General features: G+C 72.5%; 17 protein-coding genes and 1 pseudogene. 11 read left to right on the top strand and 7 right to left on the bottom strand.

Going from position 1 to position 15,486, the window contains the following annotated elements; all coding sequences use genetic code 11:
* The first annotated feature begins 44 nt into the window (after positions 1 to 44).
* Both ACIQCJ_RS09065 and ACIQCJ_RS09060 read left to right on the top strand, forming a co-directional pair.
* Positions 45 to 407, top strand: coding sequence for a DivIVA domain-containing protein (locus ACIQCJ_RS09065; protein ID WP_391161649.1), 363 nt, complete (start codon positions 45 to 47; stop codon positions 405 to 407).
* Complete coding sequence (locus tag ACIQCJ_RS09060; RefSeq protein WP_391049310.1) at positions 400 to 981, top strand: DNA-3-methyladenine glycosylase I; 582 nt, start codon at positions 400 to 402, stop codon at positions 979 to 981. The genes ACIQCJ_RS09065 and ACIQCJ_RS09060 overlap by 8 nt, the downstream gene beginning before the upstream one ends.
* Positions 982 to 1,078: 97 nt before the next feature.
* Here ACIQCJ_RS09060 and ACIQCJ_RS09055 read toward each other — a convergent pair whose 3' ends face one another.
* On the bottom strand, positions 1,079 to 1,861 hold the full coding sequence (locus tag ACIQCJ_RS09055) for an enoyl-CoA hydratase/isomerase family protein (RefSeq protein WP_402711063.1): 783 nt from the start codon (positions 1,859 to 1,861) through the stop codon (positions 1,079 to 1,081).
* A gap of 268 nt (positions 1,862 to 2,129) precedes the next feature.
* On the opposite strand from ACIQCJ_RS09055, the gene ACIQCJ_RS09050 reads away from it, so the two are divergent.
* The gene (locus ACIQCJ_RS09050; protein WP_069464762.1) at positions 2,130 to 2,297 is read left to right on the top strand and encodes a DUF3117 domain-containing protein; all 168 of its coding nucleotides are present in this window, start codon (positions 2,130 to 2,132) and stop codon (positions 2,295 to 2,297) included.
* An 86-nt stretch (positions 2,298 to 2,383) separates the two neighbouring features.
* Here the strand turns inward: ACIQCJ_RS09050 and ACIQCJ_RS09045 are convergent, their stop codons facing one another.
* Positions 2,384 to 3,019, bottom strand: coding sequence for an O-methyltransferase (locus ACIQCJ_RS09045; RefSeq protein WP_355348344.1), 636 nt, complete (start codon positions 3,017 to 3,019; stop codon positions 2,384 to 2,386).
* 212 nt (positions 3,020 to 3,231) lie between these two features.
* Between ACIQCJ_RS09045 and sigE the strand changes: the two genes are divergently transcribed.
* The 4 genes from sigE to ACIQCJ_RS09025 all read left to right on the top strand — a co-directional run bounded on the left by sigE (position 3,232) and on the right by ACIQCJ_RS09025 (position 6,370).
* Entirely contained in the window at positions 3,232 to 3,999 is a 768-nt protein-coding gene (gene sigE / locus ACIQCJ_RS09040) for an RNA polymerase sigma factor SigE (RefSeq protein ID WP_355348341.1), read from the top strand.
* A complete protein-coding gene (locus ACIQCJ_RS09035; RefSeq protein WP_402711062.1) occupies positions 3,996 to 4,937 on the top strand; it encodes a zf-HC2 domain-containing protein in 942 nt (313 codons plus the stop codon). Before sigE ends, ACIQCJ_RS09035 begins: the two co-directional genes overlap by 4 nt.
* A 173-nt stretch (positions 4,938 to 5,110) precedes the next feature.
* Positions 5,111 to 5,608, top strand: coding sequence for a sec-independent translocase (locus ACIQCJ_RS09030; protein ID WP_355348180.1), 498 nt, complete (start codon positions 5,111 to 5,113; stop codon positions 5,606 to 5,608).
* 147 nt (positions 5,609 to 5,755) lie between these two features.
* Positions 5,756 to 6,370 carry a hypothetical protein gene (locus tag ACIQCJ_RS09025; RefSeq protein ID WP_391127398.1) on the top strand — a complete coding sequence of 205 codons (615 nt, stop codon included), beginning with the start codon at positions 5,756 to 5,758 and terminating at the stop codon, positions 6,368 to 6,370.
* Between the two features lie 131 nt (positions 6,371 to 6,501).
* Here the strand turns inward: ACIQCJ_RS09025 and ACIQCJ_RS09020 are convergent, their stop codons facing one another.
* The 3 genes and pseudogenes from ACIQCJ_RS09020 to ACIQCJ_RS09010 form a co-directional block, all read right to left on the bottom strand.
* Positions 6,502 to 7,659, bottom strand: coding sequence for an Mrp/NBP35 family ATP-binding protein (locus ACIQCJ_RS09020; protein WP_355348575.1), 1,158 nt, complete (start codon positions 7,657 to 7,659; stop codon positions 6,502 to 6,504).
* Positions 7,660 to 7,838: 179 nt separating this feature from the next.
* A pseudogene (locus ACIQCJ_RS09015) lies at positions 7,839 to 8,411 on the bottom strand (DUF1003 domain-containing protein); the annotation flags it as partial.
* Entirely contained in the window at positions 8,398 to 9,819 is a 1,422-nt protein-coding gene (locus ACIQCJ_RS09010; RefSeq protein WP_402711061.1) for a magnesium transporter MgtE N-terminal domain-containing protein, read from the bottom strand. The gene ACIQCJ_RS09010 and the pseudogene ACIQCJ_RS09015, both read right to left, overlap by 14 nt.
* Positions 9,820 to 10,006: 187 nt before the next feature.
* Between ACIQCJ_RS09010 and ACIQCJ_RS09005 the strand changes: the two genes are divergently transcribed.
* Positions 10,007 to 10,732 carry a hypothetical protein gene (locus ACIQCJ_RS09005; RefSeq protein ID WP_355348581.1) on the top strand — a complete coding sequence of 242 codons (726 nt, stop codon included), beginning with the start codon at positions 10,007 to 10,009 and terminating at the stop codon, positions 10,730 to 10,732.
* Between the two features lie 14 nt (positions 10,733 to 10,746).
* Here ACIQCJ_RS09005 and ACIQCJ_RS09000 read toward each other — a convergent pair whose 3' ends face one another.
* On the bottom strand, positions 10,747 to 11,262 hold the full coding sequence (locus tag ACIQCJ_RS09000) for a hypothetical protein (RefSeq protein WP_402711060.1): 516 nt from the start codon (positions 11,260 to 11,262) through the stop codon (positions 10,747 to 10,749).
* 201 nt (positions 11,263 to 11,463) lie between these two features.
* Between ACIQCJ_RS09000 and ACIQCJ_RS08995 the strand changes: the two genes are divergently transcribed.
* Positions 11,464 to 12,423: a DMT family transporter gene (locus ACIQCJ_RS08995; RefSeq protein WP_402711059.1), complete on the top strand. Its 960-nt coding sequence runs from the start codon at positions 11,464 to 11,466 to the stop codon at positions 12,421 to 12,423.
* A gap of 96 nt (positions 12,424 to 12,519) precedes the next feature.
* On the opposite strand, the gene ACIQCJ_RS08990 is transcribed toward ACIQCJ_RS08995, so the two are convergent.
* Positions 12,520 to 13,656 (bottom strand): magnesium and cobalt transport protein CorA, encoded by a 1,137-nt coding sequence (locus ACIQCJ_RS08990; RefSeq protein ID WP_355348587.1) that lies wholly within the window; start codon positions 13,654 to 13,656, stop codon positions 12,520 to 12,522.
* Positions 13,657 to 14,032: 376 nt separating this feature from the next.
* On the opposite strand from ACIQCJ_RS08990, the gene ACIQCJ_RS08985 reads away from it, so the two are divergent.
* Together ACIQCJ_RS08985 and ACIQCJ_RS08980 are read left to right on the top strand one after the other, a co-directional pair.
* On the top strand, positions 14,033 to 14,626 hold the full coding sequence (locus ACIQCJ_RS08985; RefSeq protein ID WP_355348590.1) for a suppressor of fused domain protein: 594 nt from the start codon (positions 14,033 to 14,035) through the stop codon (positions 14,624 to 14,626).
* A gap of 113 nt (positions 14,627 to 14,739) precedes the next feature.
* Positions 14,740 to 15,378 (top strand): DUF6758 family protein, encoded by a 639-nt coding sequence (locus ACIQCJ_RS08980; protein WP_355348593.1) that lies wholly within the window; start codon positions 14,740 to 14,742, stop codon positions 15,376 to 15,378.
* The last annotated feature ends 108 nt before the right edge of the window (positions 15,379 to 15,486 follow it).

The following is a 15,486-nucleotide window of genomic DNA, read 5'->3' as shown; positions in this document are numbered from 1 at the left end:
GCACGATCGTGCCTGACACGTAGGCCGGACCCCGGGAGATCGAGTTGTTCTGGTTCATGCTCATCGCGCTGGTCGCGGTGGTCGCCGCCGTCGCGATGGCCGTACTCGGTGACGGCGGCACCCTGCGGGACTCCGAACCCGACCGGATCGACGACCGGCTGCCCGCCGACCGCCCGCTCATCAGGTCCGACATCGACGCCGTCCGGCTGCCGATCGCCGTACGCGGCTACCGCATGCTCGACGTCGACGAGGTGCTGGACCGGCTCGGGGCGGAACTCGCCGAGCGGGACGCCAGGATCGCCGACCTGGAGGCCGTGCTGGCCGGGGCGCGGGCCGACGCGGTCGGCGCCCCCGTGACGCCGTCCCTGGACAAGGACGAGACGCCGCGGGACGACACCGGTGAGTGACGCGATCGTCGGGCCCGACGGACTCGCGCGCTGCCCCTGGGGGCTGTCCGCGCCGGATTACGTGGCCTACCACGACACCGAGTGGGGGCGGCCCGTGCACGGGGACGACGCCCTGTTCGAGCGGACCTGCCTGGAGGCGTTCCAGTCCGGGCTGTCCTGGATCACGATCCTCCGTCGCCGCGAGGGGTTCAGGGCCGCCTTCGACGGCTTCAAGATCGACGCGGTCGCGGGCTTCACGGCGCAGGACGAGGCGCGGCTGCTGCTCGATCCCGGGATCATCCGCAACCGGGCGAAGATCGCCGCCTCCGTCGCCAACGCGCGGGCCGCGCAGGCCCTGCGCGACAGCTACGACGGCGGGCTCGACGCCCTCATCTGGTCCTTCGCGCCCGACCCCGCGACCCGCCCGGCGCCGCGCCGCCTCGCCGACGTGCCCGCCACCACCCCCGAGTCGGTGGCTCTCGCCAAGGCGCTCAAATCCCACGGCTTCCGCTTCGTCGGCCCCACCACCGCCTACGCCCTGATGCAGGCCTGCGGCCTGGTCAACGACCACCTCGCCGACTGCTCCGCCCGCTAGGGCCCGTCCGGACGGGCCGGAGGTCGCGCCGCACCCGCGTCCCCTTCAGCCCGTCCGGCGATCGAGGACCGGCCGGAGCGGCGACGGGCGTCCCGCGTCAGCGGCCCACGTAGCGCGGGGGCTGCTTGGCCACGAAGGCGTTGACCGCGATGCGGTGGTCCTCGGCGGCTCCGGCCAGGGTCTGGAGCTCGTCCTCCTTGGCGAGGGTGGAGAGCAGGGAGTGGGCGGCCCCGTGGGCGAGGGACGCCTTGATGGCGGCGTAGGCGACGGTCGGCCCCTCGGCCAGCCGCCGGGCCACGGCGACGGCCTCGGCGGCAAGATCCGCGGCGGGCACGACCCGGTTGGCGATCCCGAGGTCGTACGCCTCCGCGGCCCCCACCGAGCGCGGGAAGAGCAGGAGATCCGAGGCCCGGCTGTGCCCGACCAGCCGCGGCAGCGTCCACGACACACCCGAGTCCGCGCTGAGCGCCACCCCGGCGAAGGACGTGTTGAAGGCGGCGGTGTCCGCCACGATCCGGTAGTCCGCGGCGAAGGCGAACCCGGCCCCGGCGCCCGCGGCGACCCCGTTCACCCCCGCCACCACCGGCTTGGGCATCGTCGCGATCGCGGTGACGATCGGGTTGTAGTGCTCGGCCACCGTCGTGAGCCCGCCGCCCGCCGCCAGCGTCGCCAGATGCTCCTTGAGGTCCTGTCCGACGCAGAAGGCCCGCCCGGTCGCGGTGAGCAGCACCGCCCGCACCGCGGTGTCGTCGGCCGCTTCCCGCAAGGCGTCCCGCAGGGTGTTCTTCGTGTCCGTGTCGAGCGCGTTCATCGCCTCGGGACGGTTGAAGGTGACGGTCGCGAGCCCGTCGCTCACCTCGTACAGAACGCTGTCGGCCATGGCTGAACCCCTTCGTCGCGGCATCGGTCCTGGCCAGAATGCCGGACTTCACGGCACCCCGACATGTGACGTACGTCAAACGTCCGACCGAACCGATACCCTTCGGGAACCCGGTCGATCACTGTCCACTCGCCGAATTGGCCGGTTTTGGGGAGGGCCCATGCTGAACGTAGTGCGACCGATGTTGGTCATCGGGTCGATAGATGCGGGATAATGGCCGAGAACCAATGTGTTCGAGTCCGAGCTGGTTTCAGGAAGGGGAACGAGCATGGCGGCCATGAAGCCGCGGACGGGTGACGGCCCGCTCGAGGTGACCAAGGAGGGGCGGAGCATCATCATGCGCGTTCCGCTTGAGGGCGGCGGGCGGCTTGTTGTCGAGCTGACCCCGGACGAGGCGGATGCCCTCGGCGACGCGTTGAAGAAGGCCATCGCCTGAGACCAGCGGTCCCATAAATCGTCGCGGCCCCGTACACGGAATGTCGTGTACGGGGCCGCCGTCGTTTTCCTGCGCGCGCCGCCGCGTCACTTCCGGCGCACCGCGCACAGCAGACCGTCGTCGGTCGGCAGCAGGACGGGGGAGAGCCGGGGGCTGTCCCGGACCGCGCGCATCAGCTCGCGCAGCCGCACCGACTCGGCGTCCTGGTGGGCGGCGTCCAGCGCGCGCCCGCGGGCGAAGGCGCCCTCGAAGCAGACCAGGCCGCCGATCCGCAGCAGCCGCAGCGCCTCGTCGAGGTAGTCCAGGTACTCCAGCCGGTCGGCGTCGCAGAAGACCAGGTCGTAGCCGCCGTCGGTGAGCCGGGGAAGCACGTCCAGGGCCAGGCCGGGGATGACGCGGGAGCGGTTGGCGGCGAAACCGGCCTCGCGGTACGCCTCGCGCGCGAGCTGAAGGCGGTCCGGCTCGGTGTCGACGGTGGTCAGGATGCCGTCGGGGCGCATGCCGCGCAGCAGGTGGATGCCGGAGACCCCGGTGCCGGTGCCGATCTCGACGACGGACTTCGCGTCCCCCGTGGCGGCCAGCAGCCGCAGGGCCGCACCGGTGCCGGGCGAGACGGGCCGCAGACCGGCCGCGTGGGACCGGGCGCGGGCGCGTATGAGGGCGTCGTCCTCGGCGACGAACGCGTCGGCGAACGCCCAGCTCGCCTGCCGGTTGCCGGTAATGTCCCTCTCCCTGTCCCCGGGTCGATCCCTGTCGTAGGTGCAGCCCGCCCGGCGACTGTATCCGCTGGGGGCGGGAACCCGCTGATGGGACTGTGCGTTATCCGTAAGGACGGCTACCGGCGGGAGAAGGCCCCGGCTCTCCCCGCCGAGTGGAAGTCCTGGGAAGTCAATGGCAACAGCGCACTTATCCGGAGCTAACGGGCGAGGTGGATATGGTAGGGGCTCTACTGGACACCACCAGAGCCGACAGGGGAGGTGCGGCTGCGGCCGGTGACAAGGGAGGAACGCTCAGGCGTATTCTCCGGTCCGCCGGACAGCCGAAATCCGTGACCAACACTGCTGATGACCGTTCACGCGAAAACACTCCCGCGACCGCGACGTTCGCCACCGACGGGGACGCTCAGGCGTGGACGCCTCCCTCTTGGGAGGAGATCGTCAGTACCCACAGTGCCCGGGTGTACCGGCTGGCGTACCGCCTGACCGGCAACCAGCACGATGCGGAGGACCTCACCCAAGAGGTCTTCGTGCGGGTCTTCCGTTCCCTGTCCACCTACACGCCCGGCACGTTCGAGGGCTGGCTGCACCGCATCACGACCAATCTCTTCCTGGACATGGTGCGCCGCCGCCAGCGGATCCGCTTCGACGCCCTCGGGGACGACGCGGCCGAGCGGCTGCCCAGCCGCGAGCCGTCCCCCGCGCAGCACTTCAACGACACGCACTTCGACGCGGACGTCCAGCAGGCGCTGGACACCCTCGCCCCGGAGTTCCGCGCCGCCGTGGTGCTCTGCGACATCGAGGGACTGTCGTACGAGGAGATCGCCGCGACGCTGGGTGTGAAGCTGGGCACGGTGCGGAGCAGGATTCACCGTGGCCGCTCCCACCTGCGCAAGGCTCTGGAACACCGGGCGCCCGGCGCCCGGCCGGCTCCCGCGCTCGCTGCCGCCACACAGAAACCTGGCCAGGAGGGCGGGAGAACGTGAGCAGTAGCGGTTCAGGCGAACAACGTGCAGCGCCTGCCGAGCAGCACCTTGGCGACCGGCTCGCCGCATTTGTCGACGGTGAGCTCGGCGACGACACCCGGGACCGGGTGCTCGCCCATCTGGTGACCTGTCCGCAGTGCAAAGCCGCTGCCAGCGAGCAGCGGCGTCTCAAGAGCGTCGTGGCGGCCTCCGAGCAGCCGATGCTCTCCGCCGGGCTGCTGGCCCGGCTCCAGGGCCTTCCCGGCCTACCACCGACCGGCGACGGGACCGAGGACGCCGACCGTACGCGTGACTGGCGCGACCGGGACGACGAGGGCCACGGCCCCGGCGCCGCCGGCGGGCGGGACCAGGAGCGGCGCGGCCCCTTCGACGGCGGCCTGCTCGGCTCCGGCGTGTTCGGCGGCGGCGGTTCCCGGCGCCGCGAGGAGTTCTCGTACCTCACACCGGGCCGCGACCTCGTGCCCGGCGGCTCGGGCGGTCGCGGTTTCCGCATCCATGAGCTGACCCGCGCCGCCGCGGCCGACGGGCGCCCCGAGGACCGGGAGCAGCCGGAGGTCCCCGCGCACAGCGGCTCCGGCACCGCGGCCTCCCGCGGCAGGCGGTTCGCCTTCGCCGCCGCGGGCGCCTTCTCGATGGCGGCCATCGCCCTGGGCAGCGCCCTGCCCATGGAAGCCGCGGTCGACGGCGGCGCCCGCCCCGACGACGGCCCCGCGGTCAGCCCGCTGAGCGCCAACTCCGTGCCGGACACCCGCGGGGTCACCCCGCGCGGCGTGCTCGACGCCGGGGACCGGCGCATGCTCCGCGCGCCCGCCGCGGTCACCTCGGTGACACCCGTTTCGGTGACCCGGCCGCTGATGGCGCCCGGCGCCCTGCCGCTCGTGACGCCCGCCGCTTCCCCCGTATCGCCCGGCCCCCAGGTCCCCGCGATACGGCGCTGACCGGCCACCGGCCGGTCTCCGGCCGGTCACCGGAGCGGGCTCGGGGGCTGACCCTTTACCCCCTGGCGACGTACTGTTAGCCGGAGCCACTCCCGCACCGCCCGCGTGGACAGGTACCGTAAAGTCCGCCGGACCCTGCCTTCCCGGCTGTGGACGTCCCAAGGAGCTGCAAGGTGTTCTTCGACATAGGCCCGCTGGAGCTGGTCGCGATCGTGGTCCTTGCCGTCCTCGTCTTCGGCCCCGACAAGCTGCCGAAGGTCATCCAGGACACCATGAACTTCATCCGGAAGGTCAGGGAGTTCTCGGACAGCGCCAAGGAAGACATCCGGCGGGAGCTGGGTCCGGAGTTCAAGGACTTCGAGTTCGAGGACCTCAATCCGAAGACGTTCATCAAGAAGAATCTGATGAGCGACAGCGACATGGACGAGCTGGGCCTCAAGGACATCCGCAACGGCTTCGACTTCCGCAAGGAGATGGCCGAGGTCACCGACGCGGTCAACGGGGTGGAGCCCGCCTCCGCCGCCAACGGCTCGTCCGGCGCGGCCGGTTCGTCCTCCGGCGTGCCGGGACCGACCTCCGGCGGCGGCTCCTCGGCCACCCCCGACAGGCTCCGCAAGAAGGACGGCCTGGAGCCCGGCGAGGCTCCGCCGTTCGATTCCGACGCGACCTGAGTCAACCAGATCACGCCTTTTCACCCCTCCAGGTGGCTATTGTCCGTGTGTTCGCCGTCACCGTGAGCCGGTTCGGCTCCCGAACCCACCCAGGGTCGGGCAAGATGGCGAGTCGCCCAGATGGGCACGGAGGAGGCGTAACACCGCATGGAGACGAAGACCGGCAGTGCTCGTGGGACGGTCGACGGCTACTTGATGGCCGACTTCCCTTGGTACGGGCTGGACGAGGCGTTCACCGGACGGCGCTGGCTGGGCACGGTCGGCGTGAGCGGGGACGGCACGGTCGAGCACGGCTCAATAGGGCATGGTGACGAGCCTTCGCTGAAGGCGGCTCCGGCGGACGCGGAAGGGCTGCGGTTCGCCGCGGTCGTCACCCTCGCCAACCGACCCGGACGGCGCAGCTCCGACGGCACCGGCGTACTGGAGGCGACCTCGGTCTCCTCCGCGGCCTGGCTCGCCGGGTCCGGGCTGCTGTCCTGCACCTGGCCCACCACCATGGACCGGGCCCTGCGCCAGGACTGGCTCGACCAGCAGACCGCCACCGCGTGGGAACTCGCCGACGACCTGGCGGGCAGCGGCTGGTCGACGCTGACCCTTCCGGTCGACGGCGACCCGACGCCGTTCCACTACCGCGAGTCCGAGTACGGCTGGGTCATGGCGGGCTCGGCCCGCGGTGTCCACCTCGGCGCGTACGGCCGCGGCATGAGCGCGTACGGCCTCGGACTGGCCGTGGTCAAGGACGTGACCCTGTACGAGGTCTGAGGCGCCCTCAGGGCGCTTCCAGGCACCTTTGCGGCGCTCCGCGGACGGCGGGGGCGGGCTGATCACCGATCAGCCCGCCCCCGCCGTCCCGTACGCTCGGCGGCCGGGCCGCCCGCCCGGCCGCCGAGCGCTCAGAACTTGTTGCGCGGGGTGATCCCCAGGGACATCCCCGCCAGGCCGCGCTGACGGCCGCCCAGCTTGCCCGCGATGGACCGCAGGGCAGCGCCCGCGGGGGACTCGGGGTGGCTGAGCGCCACCGGACGCCCGTCGTCGCCGCCCTCGCGGAGCCGCACGTCGATGGGGATCTGCCCGAGGACGGGCACGGTCGCGCCGGTCATCCGGGTCAGCCCCTCGGCGACCCGCTCGCCGCCGCCCGAGCCGAAGACGTCGATGACCTCGTCGCAGTGCGGGCACGGCATGCCCGCCATGTTCTCCACCACGCCGACGATCTTCTGGTGGGTCTGCACGGCGATCGACCCGGCGCGCTCGGCGACCTCGGCCGCCGCCTGCTGCGGGGTCGTGACGACCAGGATCTCCGCGTTCGGCACGAGCTGCGCGACGGAGATGGCGATGTCACCGGTGCCGGGCGGCAGGTCGAGCAGCAGCACGTCGAGGTCGCCCCAGTACACGTCCGCAAGGAACTGCTGGAGCGCGCGGTGCAGCATCGGCCCGCGCCACACCACCGGCTCGTTGCCGGGGGTGAACATGCCGATCGAGATGACCTTCACGCCGTGCGCCGACGGCGGCATGATCATGTTCTCGACCTGGGTGGGCCGGCCGTCCGCGCCGAGCATGCGCGGCACGCTGTGCCCGTAGATGTCCGCGTCCACCACGCCGACCTTCAGCCCGTCGGCCGCCATCGCCGCCGCCAGGTTGACCGTCACCGAGGACTTGCCGACACCGCCCTTGCCGGACGCGACGGCGTAGACGCGGGTCAGCGAGCCCGGCTGGGCGAACGGGATCTCGCGCTCCGCCTGCCCGCCGCGCAGCGACGACGCCAGGCCGCGGCGCTGCTCGTCGCTCATCACGTCGAGCGTGACCTGTACCGAGGTGACCCCGGCGACGCCCTCGACCGCCGCCGTGACGGCGTTGGTGATGGTGTCGCGCATCGGGCAGCCGGACACCGTGAGATAGACGGTGACGGCGACCGAGCCGTCGGCGCCGATGTCCACGGACTTGACCATGCCGAGGTCGGTGATCGGTTTGTGGATCTCCGGGTCGTTCACCGTCGCGAGCGCGGCGCGCACGGCGTCTTCGGTCGGCGTGGAGACTGCGGTGTCGGTAGCCATACGTCGATGGTACGGCGGTGGCCGAGCGCCGTTCAGCGCCCCCGGCCGTCGCCTTCGTCACTGCCCTCGTCGTCGGAGCCGGGGCCGGAGCCGGGGCCGGAGCCGGGGCCCGTCCCGGAGCCGTGCCCGCCGTCCGTGCCGCGCCTGGCCTCGGGGCCGCGTTTGGTGTGGGTCCTGCCGCCGCTGGGCCTGCCGCCGGGGCTGGTGCCGTGGCCGCCCCCGGCCTGCCGGTCCTCGATCTCCTTGAGCAGGTCCTGGAGTTCGGAGCGGATCCAGTCGCGGGTGGCGACCTCGCCGAGGTTCATCCGCAGCGCCGCGACCTCGCGGGTCAGGTACTCGGTGTCGGCGATGCTGCGCTCGCCCTGCTTGCGGTCCTGTTCGAGGTTGACCCGGTCCCGGTCGTCCTGCCGGTTCTGCGCGAGCAGGATCAGCGGGGCCGCGTACGACGCCTGGAGGGACAGCATCAGGGTCAGGAAGATGAACGGGTAGTTGTCGAAGCGGATCGACGGCGGCGCGAAGATGTTCCACAGCACCCACAGGATGATGAGGACCGTCATCCAGACGATGAACCGTCCGGTGCCCAGGAAGCGGGCCACGCGCTCGGAGAGCTTGCCGAACGCCTCCGGGTCGTACGTCGGCAGCAGGCTGCGGCGCGGGGCGCGCGGCTGGTCGAGCCGCACGCGGGGGCGCGAGGTGGCGGTCGCGCCGGGCGGGTGCCGGAAGCGCTCCCGGTCGCGGTCATCGGCCGCCATCGTCGCCCACCCCCGTCATGCCGCCCCGCGCGTCGTCGTCCGCCGCGTCGTCCGTGCCGTCGTCCGTCATGTGGTGCCCGTGCGGCCCGACCGCGCCGTGCAGATCCGTCTCGCGCCAGTCCTCGGGCAGCAGGTGGTCCAGCACGTCGTCCACCGTGACCGCGCCCAGCAGCCCCCCGGTCGCGTTCACCACGGGCGCCGAGATCATGTTGTACGTCGCCAGGTAGCTGGTCACCGCGGGCAGCGGGGTGTCGGGCGTCAGCGGCTGGAGGTCGGTGTCCACGATCGAGGCGAGCAGCGTGAACGGCGGGTCGCGCAGCAGCCGCTGGAAGTGCACCAGGCCCAGGTACTTGCCGGTCGGCGTCTCGTCCGGCGGCCGGCACACGTAGACCTGCGCGGCCAGCGCGGGGGACAGGTCGGGGTTGCGGATCCGGGCGAGCGCGTCGGCGACCGTGGCGTCAGGGCGCAGCACGATCGGCTCGGTGGTCATCAGCCCGCCCGCGGTCCGTTCCTCGTACGACAGCAGCCGCCGTACGCCCGCCGCGTCCTGCGGCTGCATCAGCGTGAGGAGTCGTTCCTGCTCGTCCGCGGGCAGTTCGGCCAGCAGGTCGGCCGCGTCGTCCGGGTCCATCGCCTCCAGGACGTCCGCGGCGCGCTCCTCCTTGAGCTTGCTGAGGATCTCCACCTGGTCGTCGTCGGGCAGCTCCTCCAGGACGTCCGCCAGCCGGTCGTCGTCGAGCGCCGCGGCCACCTCGCCGCGCCGCTTGGGCGACAGGTGGTGCAGGACGTTCGCCAGGTCGGCCGGGCGGAGCTGTTCGAAGGTCGCCACCAGGTTCTCCGCGCCCTGGCCGTCCTCGGCCAGCCGGAAGCCGGTCACCGCCGACCAGTCGACGGTGAGGGTGGCTCCCTTGCGGCGCAGGGCCCCGGGCCTGCCGCGGCGGACGAAGACCTTGTCGATCTCCCAGTCGCGGCGGGCCGGGAGCTGGGTCATGGAGACGTCGAGGACGGTGACCTCCGCGCCGGACTCGCCCACGCCCGCGTCGGCCGCGCCCTGCCCGCCGTCCCCTCCGGCGTCCTGCCCCGCGTCCTCGGCGACCAGGCGCACCCGGCGGTCCAGCAGCTCGCCCAGCACCAGCGTCTCGGTCGGCCGCTGCTCGAAGCGGCGCATGTTCAGGACCCCGGTGGTGATCACCTGACCGGACTCGACCCCGGTGACCCGCGTCATGGGCAGGAAGATCCGGCGGCGGCTGACCACTTCGACCACCAGGCCGAGCACCCGCGGCGGCCGTCCGCCGACCCGCAGCATCACCACGACGTCACGGACCCGGCCCACCTGGTCGCCGTTCGGATCGAAGACCGCGACGCCCGAAAGATGGGAGACGAAGACCCGCGGGCTGCCTGCGGCCATCGGGGGGGCCTCCTACCGGTCCACGGAGGGCTGCTCCGGTCCACTCGTCATCCGTCGCCAGGCTACTCCCAGCCGATCTTGCCCGCCCCACGGGGTGCTCGCCGGGGGTACCGTGCGGTAGCTTCTGGACGCCTCCCCGGACTCGTCCGGGGTGCCCCCCGCCGTCTCCGCAGGAGGACGAGAACACGTGTATCCCGGCCGCCGGACCGCAGCCGCCGCTCTCGGAACACTGTGCGCGGCGACCGTACTCACCGGATGCCTCGGCTTCGGCGGCGACCCCGACGCGGGCACCAACGGCGTCGCCAAGCTGCCGCCCGCGACCGTCGAGCAGAAGGCGAAGACCGCCGCCGAGACCGCGCCGACCGTACGCCTGGCGGGCACGGTGATCAGCAAGGGGCAGAGCTTCCGCCTCGACATGCGGCTGCGGGACAACGGCGGCGTAGGCGAGGTCACCACCAAGGGCACGACCTTCCAGCTCCTGCGGGTCGGCGCCGACCTCTACCTCAAGGCGGGCGCCGACTTCTACGGCGACGCGGGCGCCGACAAGAACGGCAAAGCCGCCGCCCAGAAGCTCGACGACAAATACGTCAAGGTGCCCACCGACGACCCCGCGTACAAGCAGTTCAGCGGCTTCACCGACAAGAAGGTGCTGCTCGCCGACCTCTTCGTGCTCGACGGCGACCTCAAGCTCGGCGACCACCGCAAGGTCGGCGACACCAGGACCGTCGCCCTCAACGGCACCAAGGGCGGCTCGCTGGACGTCTCCCTCAAGGGCACGCCCTACCCGCTGCGCTACCAGCGCGCGGGCAACGCGGGGACGCTCACCCTCTCCGACTGGGGCGAGGACTTCACGCTCGCGGCGCCGAACAAGTCCTCGGTGGTCGACTACGGCAAATCGGTGACGACGAAGTAGCCGGGCCCGGCGCGCTACGCCTTGCGGCGGCGGGCCAGCAGCCTCGGCAGACCGGCCGGGACCGGATGCCGGGTCGTGGCCGGGGTCGCGGCCGGGACCGCCGCGCCGGAGACATCCGGCATCGCGCCGGGGTGCTCGACGGGAGCGCCCTCGGGCGCCAGCCGGAAGACCCGGCAGTCGCGGGCCCAGCGCTCGGTGACCGTCTCGGCGTCGACGGAGTTGAGCCGCTTGCCCTTCAGCTCCGCCACGGCCGCCTCCCACGCCTCGCCGTCCGGCGGCAGCAGGGCGACCAGGGCCGTCCAGGCCACCAGCCGCCCGCCCTTGTCCTTGCTGCGGACGACGACCGTGGCGCGCCCGCCGTCGGCGAGCCCCGGCGGCAGCGGCTGCTCGACGGGCCCGCCGCCGACCACGCACATCGCGCCGTCCACCCACGCGTGCCACAGCGCCTGGCCGTCCACCCACACCAGGCCCGACTTCTTGGTGGCCTCCTCGACGAGGGCGGTCTGCTCTGCGCTCACAGCGGTCGTCATGCCGCCACTTTAGGCGCTGGCCACAGGCGGCGGACCCCGGCCGGTATCACGGTACGGACCGACAGGTACGTGGACCCGCCACGGGCCTTACGCTGGTGGCTGCCGACGGGCGCGGCGCCGTGTCCGCCCCCGGTGTCGGACGCTCCGGTGTCCGACCCGCGGCCGTCCCTGTCACCGCACCGCGTCCGCCCGAGGAGTCCCGTGACCGCCGAGCCCGCCGCCGCCGCGCTTCCGCTGCCGGACACCGGTACGGGGCCCGCCGCGGGAGGGCCGGGCGCCGAGCCCGCCGCCGCGCGGACGCTGGACTTCACGCTGCTCACCGTGGCCATCGCCAGCGTCTCGATGTCGGCCCCGCTGATCGCCTCGACGGCCGCGCCCGCGCTCGCCATCGCCTTCTGGCGGAACGCGATGGCGGTCGGCGTCCTCAGCCCGTTCGCCCTGTGGCGGGGCCGCGCCGAACTGCGGCGGATGGGCCGCAGGGCGATGACGCTCTCGGTGCTCGCCGGTGTCGTGCTCGCGCTGCACTTCGGACTGTGGCTGCCGAGCCTGTCGATGACGTCGGTGGCCACCTCGACCGCCCTGTGCACCACCACGCCGATCTGGACCACGATCATCCTGCGGATACGCGGCCACCGGCCGCCCCGGCTGGTGTGGGTGGGCACCGCGCTCGCCGTGGCGGGCGTCGTCATCCTCACCGGCATCGACCTGTCCACCGACACCCGGGCCCTCGCGGGCGACGCCCTGGCCCTCGGCGGCGGCATCGCCGCCGCCGGATACGTCCTGCTCGGCTCCGAGGTGCGCAGGACCGCGAGCACGACCGCGTACACCTACGTCTGCTACGCGACCACCGCCGCGGTCCTGCTGGTCACCTGCCTGGTCTCCGGCTCCGCGCTCGGCGGCTACGACGGCCGTACGTGGCTGAGGATCGCCGCCCTCACCGTCGTCGCGCAACTGCTCGGGCACTCGCTGCTCAACCGGGTGGTACGCGGCCTCGGCCCGTCCACCACCTCCACCGCGATCCTGCTGGAGACGCCGGGCGCGGCGCTGATCGCCGCGCTGTGGCTGGGCCAGATCCCGGCCTGGTCCGCCTACCCGGCGCTCTGCGTGATCCTCGTGGGCCTGGCCCTGGTGATCCTCGCCGACCGCCGGAAGACCGCCTGAGCGCCGCGCGCACCCGCGTCGGAGCCGGAGCCAGAGCCGGAGCCAGAGCCGGGGTCAGAGCCGGGGTTGGAGCCGGGGTTGGAGCCGGAGCCGGGGTCAGAGCCAGCCGTTGCGCCGGAAGCCGCGGTGGATCACGTAACAGATCGCCACGATGCCGATCAGCACGGTCGGATAGCCGAACTTCCAGCGCAGCTCCGGCATCGTGTCGAAGTTCATCCCGTACACGCCGGTGATCATCGTCGGGACGGCCAGGATCGCCGCCCAGGCGGTGATCTTGCGCATGTCCTCGTTCTGCACGACGGTGGCCTGCGCGAGGTTGGCCTGGAGGATCGAGTTGAGCAGGTCGTCGAAGCCCATGACCTGCTCGTGGACGCGGGCCACGTGGTCGGCGACATCGCGGAAGTACTTCTGGATCTCCGGGTCGATCAGCCGCATCGGCCGCTCGCCGAGCACCTGCATCGGCCGCAGCAGCGGCGCCACCGCGCGCTTGAACTCCAGCACCTCGCGCTTGAGCTGGTAGATCCGGCCCGCGTCGCCGCCGCGCGACGGCTTGCCGTTCTCGGCCGAGAAGACGTCGATCTCGACCTCGTCGATGTCGTCCTGCACGGCCTCGGTGACGGCCAGGTAGTCGTCCACGACCTGGTCGGCGATGGCGTGCAGCACCGCGGACGGGCCCTTGGCCAGCAGCTCGGGGTCGTCCTCGAGGCGGTGCCGCAGCGAGCGCAGCGAACCGTGGCTGCCGTGCCGCACGGTGATCACGAAATACCGGCCGGTGAAGACCATCACCTCGCCGCTCTCCACCACCTCGCTGGTGGCGGTCAGCTCGGCGTGCTCGACGTAGCGGATCGTCTTGAAGACCGTGAACAGCGAGTCGTCGTACCGCTCAAGCTTCGGCCGCTGGTGGGCGTGGACCGCGTCCTCGACCGCCAGCGGGTGCAGGCCGAACTCCTGGGCGATACCGGCGAATTCCTGCTCGGTCGGCTCGTGCAGACCGATCCACACGAAGCCGTCGCGCCCGTCGCACTGCTCGCCGCTGCGCCCGGCCCGCACGCTCGCCAGCGCCTCGCTGAGACCGACGGTGTCGCTGCACCGCACGCCGTCGCGGTAGACCGCGCAGTCCACCACCGCGCTGCCGGCGGCGGAGACGTCGTGAGTCGGGCCGTAGTCGTAGGACGCGGTGCTCTTGCGCAGCGCGGGGCGTACGACAGCGCGCAGATCACGGATCATCGACATGGCAAGCTCCTTCACGGACTGGCCGACGGCATCACGCCGCACTGAATGCTGATCAGGACGGGATCAGTACTGGCTGATCACCAGGCAGTTCAGGGCGCTCTTCCGACGCGGATTCGCTCCGCGGGCAGATCGTGAGGATCGTGAGGTCACGCGTTTCACGGCACAAGGGCCGGGTAAGTAGCGCGCAGGCTCACATCACGGGACGGCGTTCGGAAGAGCTGCCGGTACTGCACGGTCGACTCGGATCCACTGCAGTCCCCACCTCCTCCGGCCATGCCCCGCTGGGGGATGTCGTATATGAACACCCCACCTTAGCGCGTCCGCGTGCCCGCTCGACCGCGCTTGGCCGGTTCCATACGCGATCTATGCTCGCCGCATGGGTGATCTCCTGACGCTGGTCGAGGCGCGACTGCGCTCCGCCTTCGGCGCGCCGGACGCGCGCGCCGCCGTGACGTTCCTCGGCGTCGACCGCATCGAAGTGCTCCGCTACCGCGACGGTGACCTGCTGCGATACGCCACCCTCGGGATGTCGGCGCAGCCCATGAACGAGCCTCTCGCCACCGTCGCCGATCCTGTACGCGGCCCGCGCGCCGAACTGCTGCTGTCGGTACGCGCCGGTGTGGCCGAAACCGACAAGGTGCTGCGGCCGCTCGCCGTGCTCGGCGCCTCTCCGCAGGTCGAAGGGGTCGTCGTCGCCCCCGGCAACTCGCTGGACGTCGGCGAGCCGCTCTGGCCGGGCGCGCCCTTCTCCGCCGTGCTCGTCGCCGAGGGCGGGGGCCTGGTCGAGGACCTGGTGCTCGACGCCCTCGACCCGGCGCCCGACCCCGTCCGCTTCCTGCCGCTGCTGCCGATGACCCACACCGAGGCCGCCTGGAAGCGGGTGCACGGCGCCGCCGCCCTCCAGGAACGCTGGCTCTCGCACGGCACGGACCTGCGCGATCCGCTGCGCGGGGCCGTGGCCCTCGGCTGATCCGGGCCGCCGGTCGCGGCCGCGTCCCGCGCTCCGCCAGGCGCGTGGTGTCGCTGAACCACCTGGGTGATCGTCCTTGACGGGGGCACGGACGCGGAGGACCGTTGGTCGTTATGAGGGGCGAACCCAGTTGCCCGAAGTGCGGTGGCAGGGTGCGAGCGCCCGGCCTCTTCGCCGACTCCTGGCAGTGCGACGAGCACGGGACCGTGTATCCGCTGCAACCCGTCGTGCCCCCGAGCGTCGAGGCGCTCGGCGTCGTGGTGCACCGCGCCCAGGTGCCCGTCTGGATGCCGTGGCCCCTGCCGGTCGGCTGGCTCTTCTCCGGTGTCGCCGCCGCGGGCGACGACCGCAGCGGCGGGCGGGCCACCGCCGTGGCCTGCTCGGGACCCGGGCCGCTCGGCGGACCCGGTGAACTCATGCTCATCGCCGAGGAGTTGGGCGTCGGGCTCGGCGCCCGTCACGCCGGGATTCCCGGGCCCGATCCGGGGCCCGGCATGTGCGTCGACAAGCCTCCGCACGCCAAGGTGCTCGCCGCCGGGCGGCCGACGCCGCTCTGGCACGTCAACGGCGCTCCCGACGACCGTGTCGTCTTCGCCGGCGAGGCCCGCGGGCTCTGGCTCTGGGCCATCGTCTGGCCCGAGCAGACCGGGCTCCTCATGTACGACGAGCTCGTCCTCACCGACCTCCGCGACGCCGGGGCCGAGGTCGACATGCTCCCCTGCGGCGCCCTCTCCCCCCGCCTCCTCGCCTAGCCCCTCCCGGGGGGCCACCCCCACCCGTACCCCCGCCTTGCGCAAGTCGGTCCCCCCCCCCCCCCGGGGCGCGGCGACCCCCCACCGGCCGGCGGTCCGGGGACAACC

This window comes from Streptomyces sp. NPDC093221 (genome assembly GCF_044753885.1).
Lineage (GTDB): Bacteria > Actinomycetota > Actinomycetes > Streptomycetales > Streptomycetaceae > Actinacidiphila.
Note: the sequence above shows the minus strand (reverse complement) of the source record. Positions and strands in the feature narration are given on the sequence as shown.

Bases quoted from the DNA above. Each gene is read 5' to 3' on its own strand.
- ACIQCJ_RS08990 (WP_355348587.1), bottom strand. From the start codon at position 13,656: ATGTCGATGATCCGTGATCTGCGCGCTGTCGTACGCCCCGCGCTGCGC.
- ACIQCJ_RS09000 (WP_402711060.1), bottom strand. From the start codon at position 11,262: ATGACGACCGCTGTGAGCGCAGAGCAGACCGCCCTCGTCGAGGAGGCC.
- ACIQCJ_RS09010 (WP_402711061.1), bottom strand. From the start codon at position 9,819: ATGGCCGCAGGCAGCCCGCGGGTCTTCGTCTCCCATCTTTCGGGCGTC.
- ACIQCJ_RS08980 (WP_355348593.1), top strand. From the start codon at position 14,740: ATGAGGGGCGAACCCAGTTGCCCGAAGTGCGGTGGCAGGGTGCGAGCG.
- ACIQCJ_RS09050 (WP_069464762.1), top strand. From the start codon at position 2,130: ATGGCGGCCATGAAGCCGCGGACGGGTGACGGCCCGCTCGAGGTGACC.
- ACIQCJ_RS08985 (WP_355348590.1), top strand. From the start codon at position 14,033: ATGGGTGATCTCCTGACGCTGGTCGAGGCGCGACTGCGCTCCGCCTTC.
- sigE (WP_355348341.1), top strand. From the start codon at position 3,232: ATGGTAGGGGCTCTACTGGACACCACCAGAGCCGACAGGGGAGGTGCG.
- ACIQCJ_RS09025 (WP_391127398.1), top strand. From the start codon at position 5,756: ATGGAGACGAAGACCGGCAGTGCTCGTGGGACGGTCGACGGCTACTTG.
- ACIQCJ_RS09020 (WP_355348575.1), bottom strand. From the start codon at position 7,659: ATGGCTACCGACACCGCAGTCTCCACGCCGACCGAAGACGCCGTGCGC.
- ACIQCJ_RS09055 (WP_402711063.1), bottom strand. From the start codon at position 1,861: ATGGCCGACAGCGTTCTGTACGAGGTGAGCGACGGGCTCGCGACCGTC.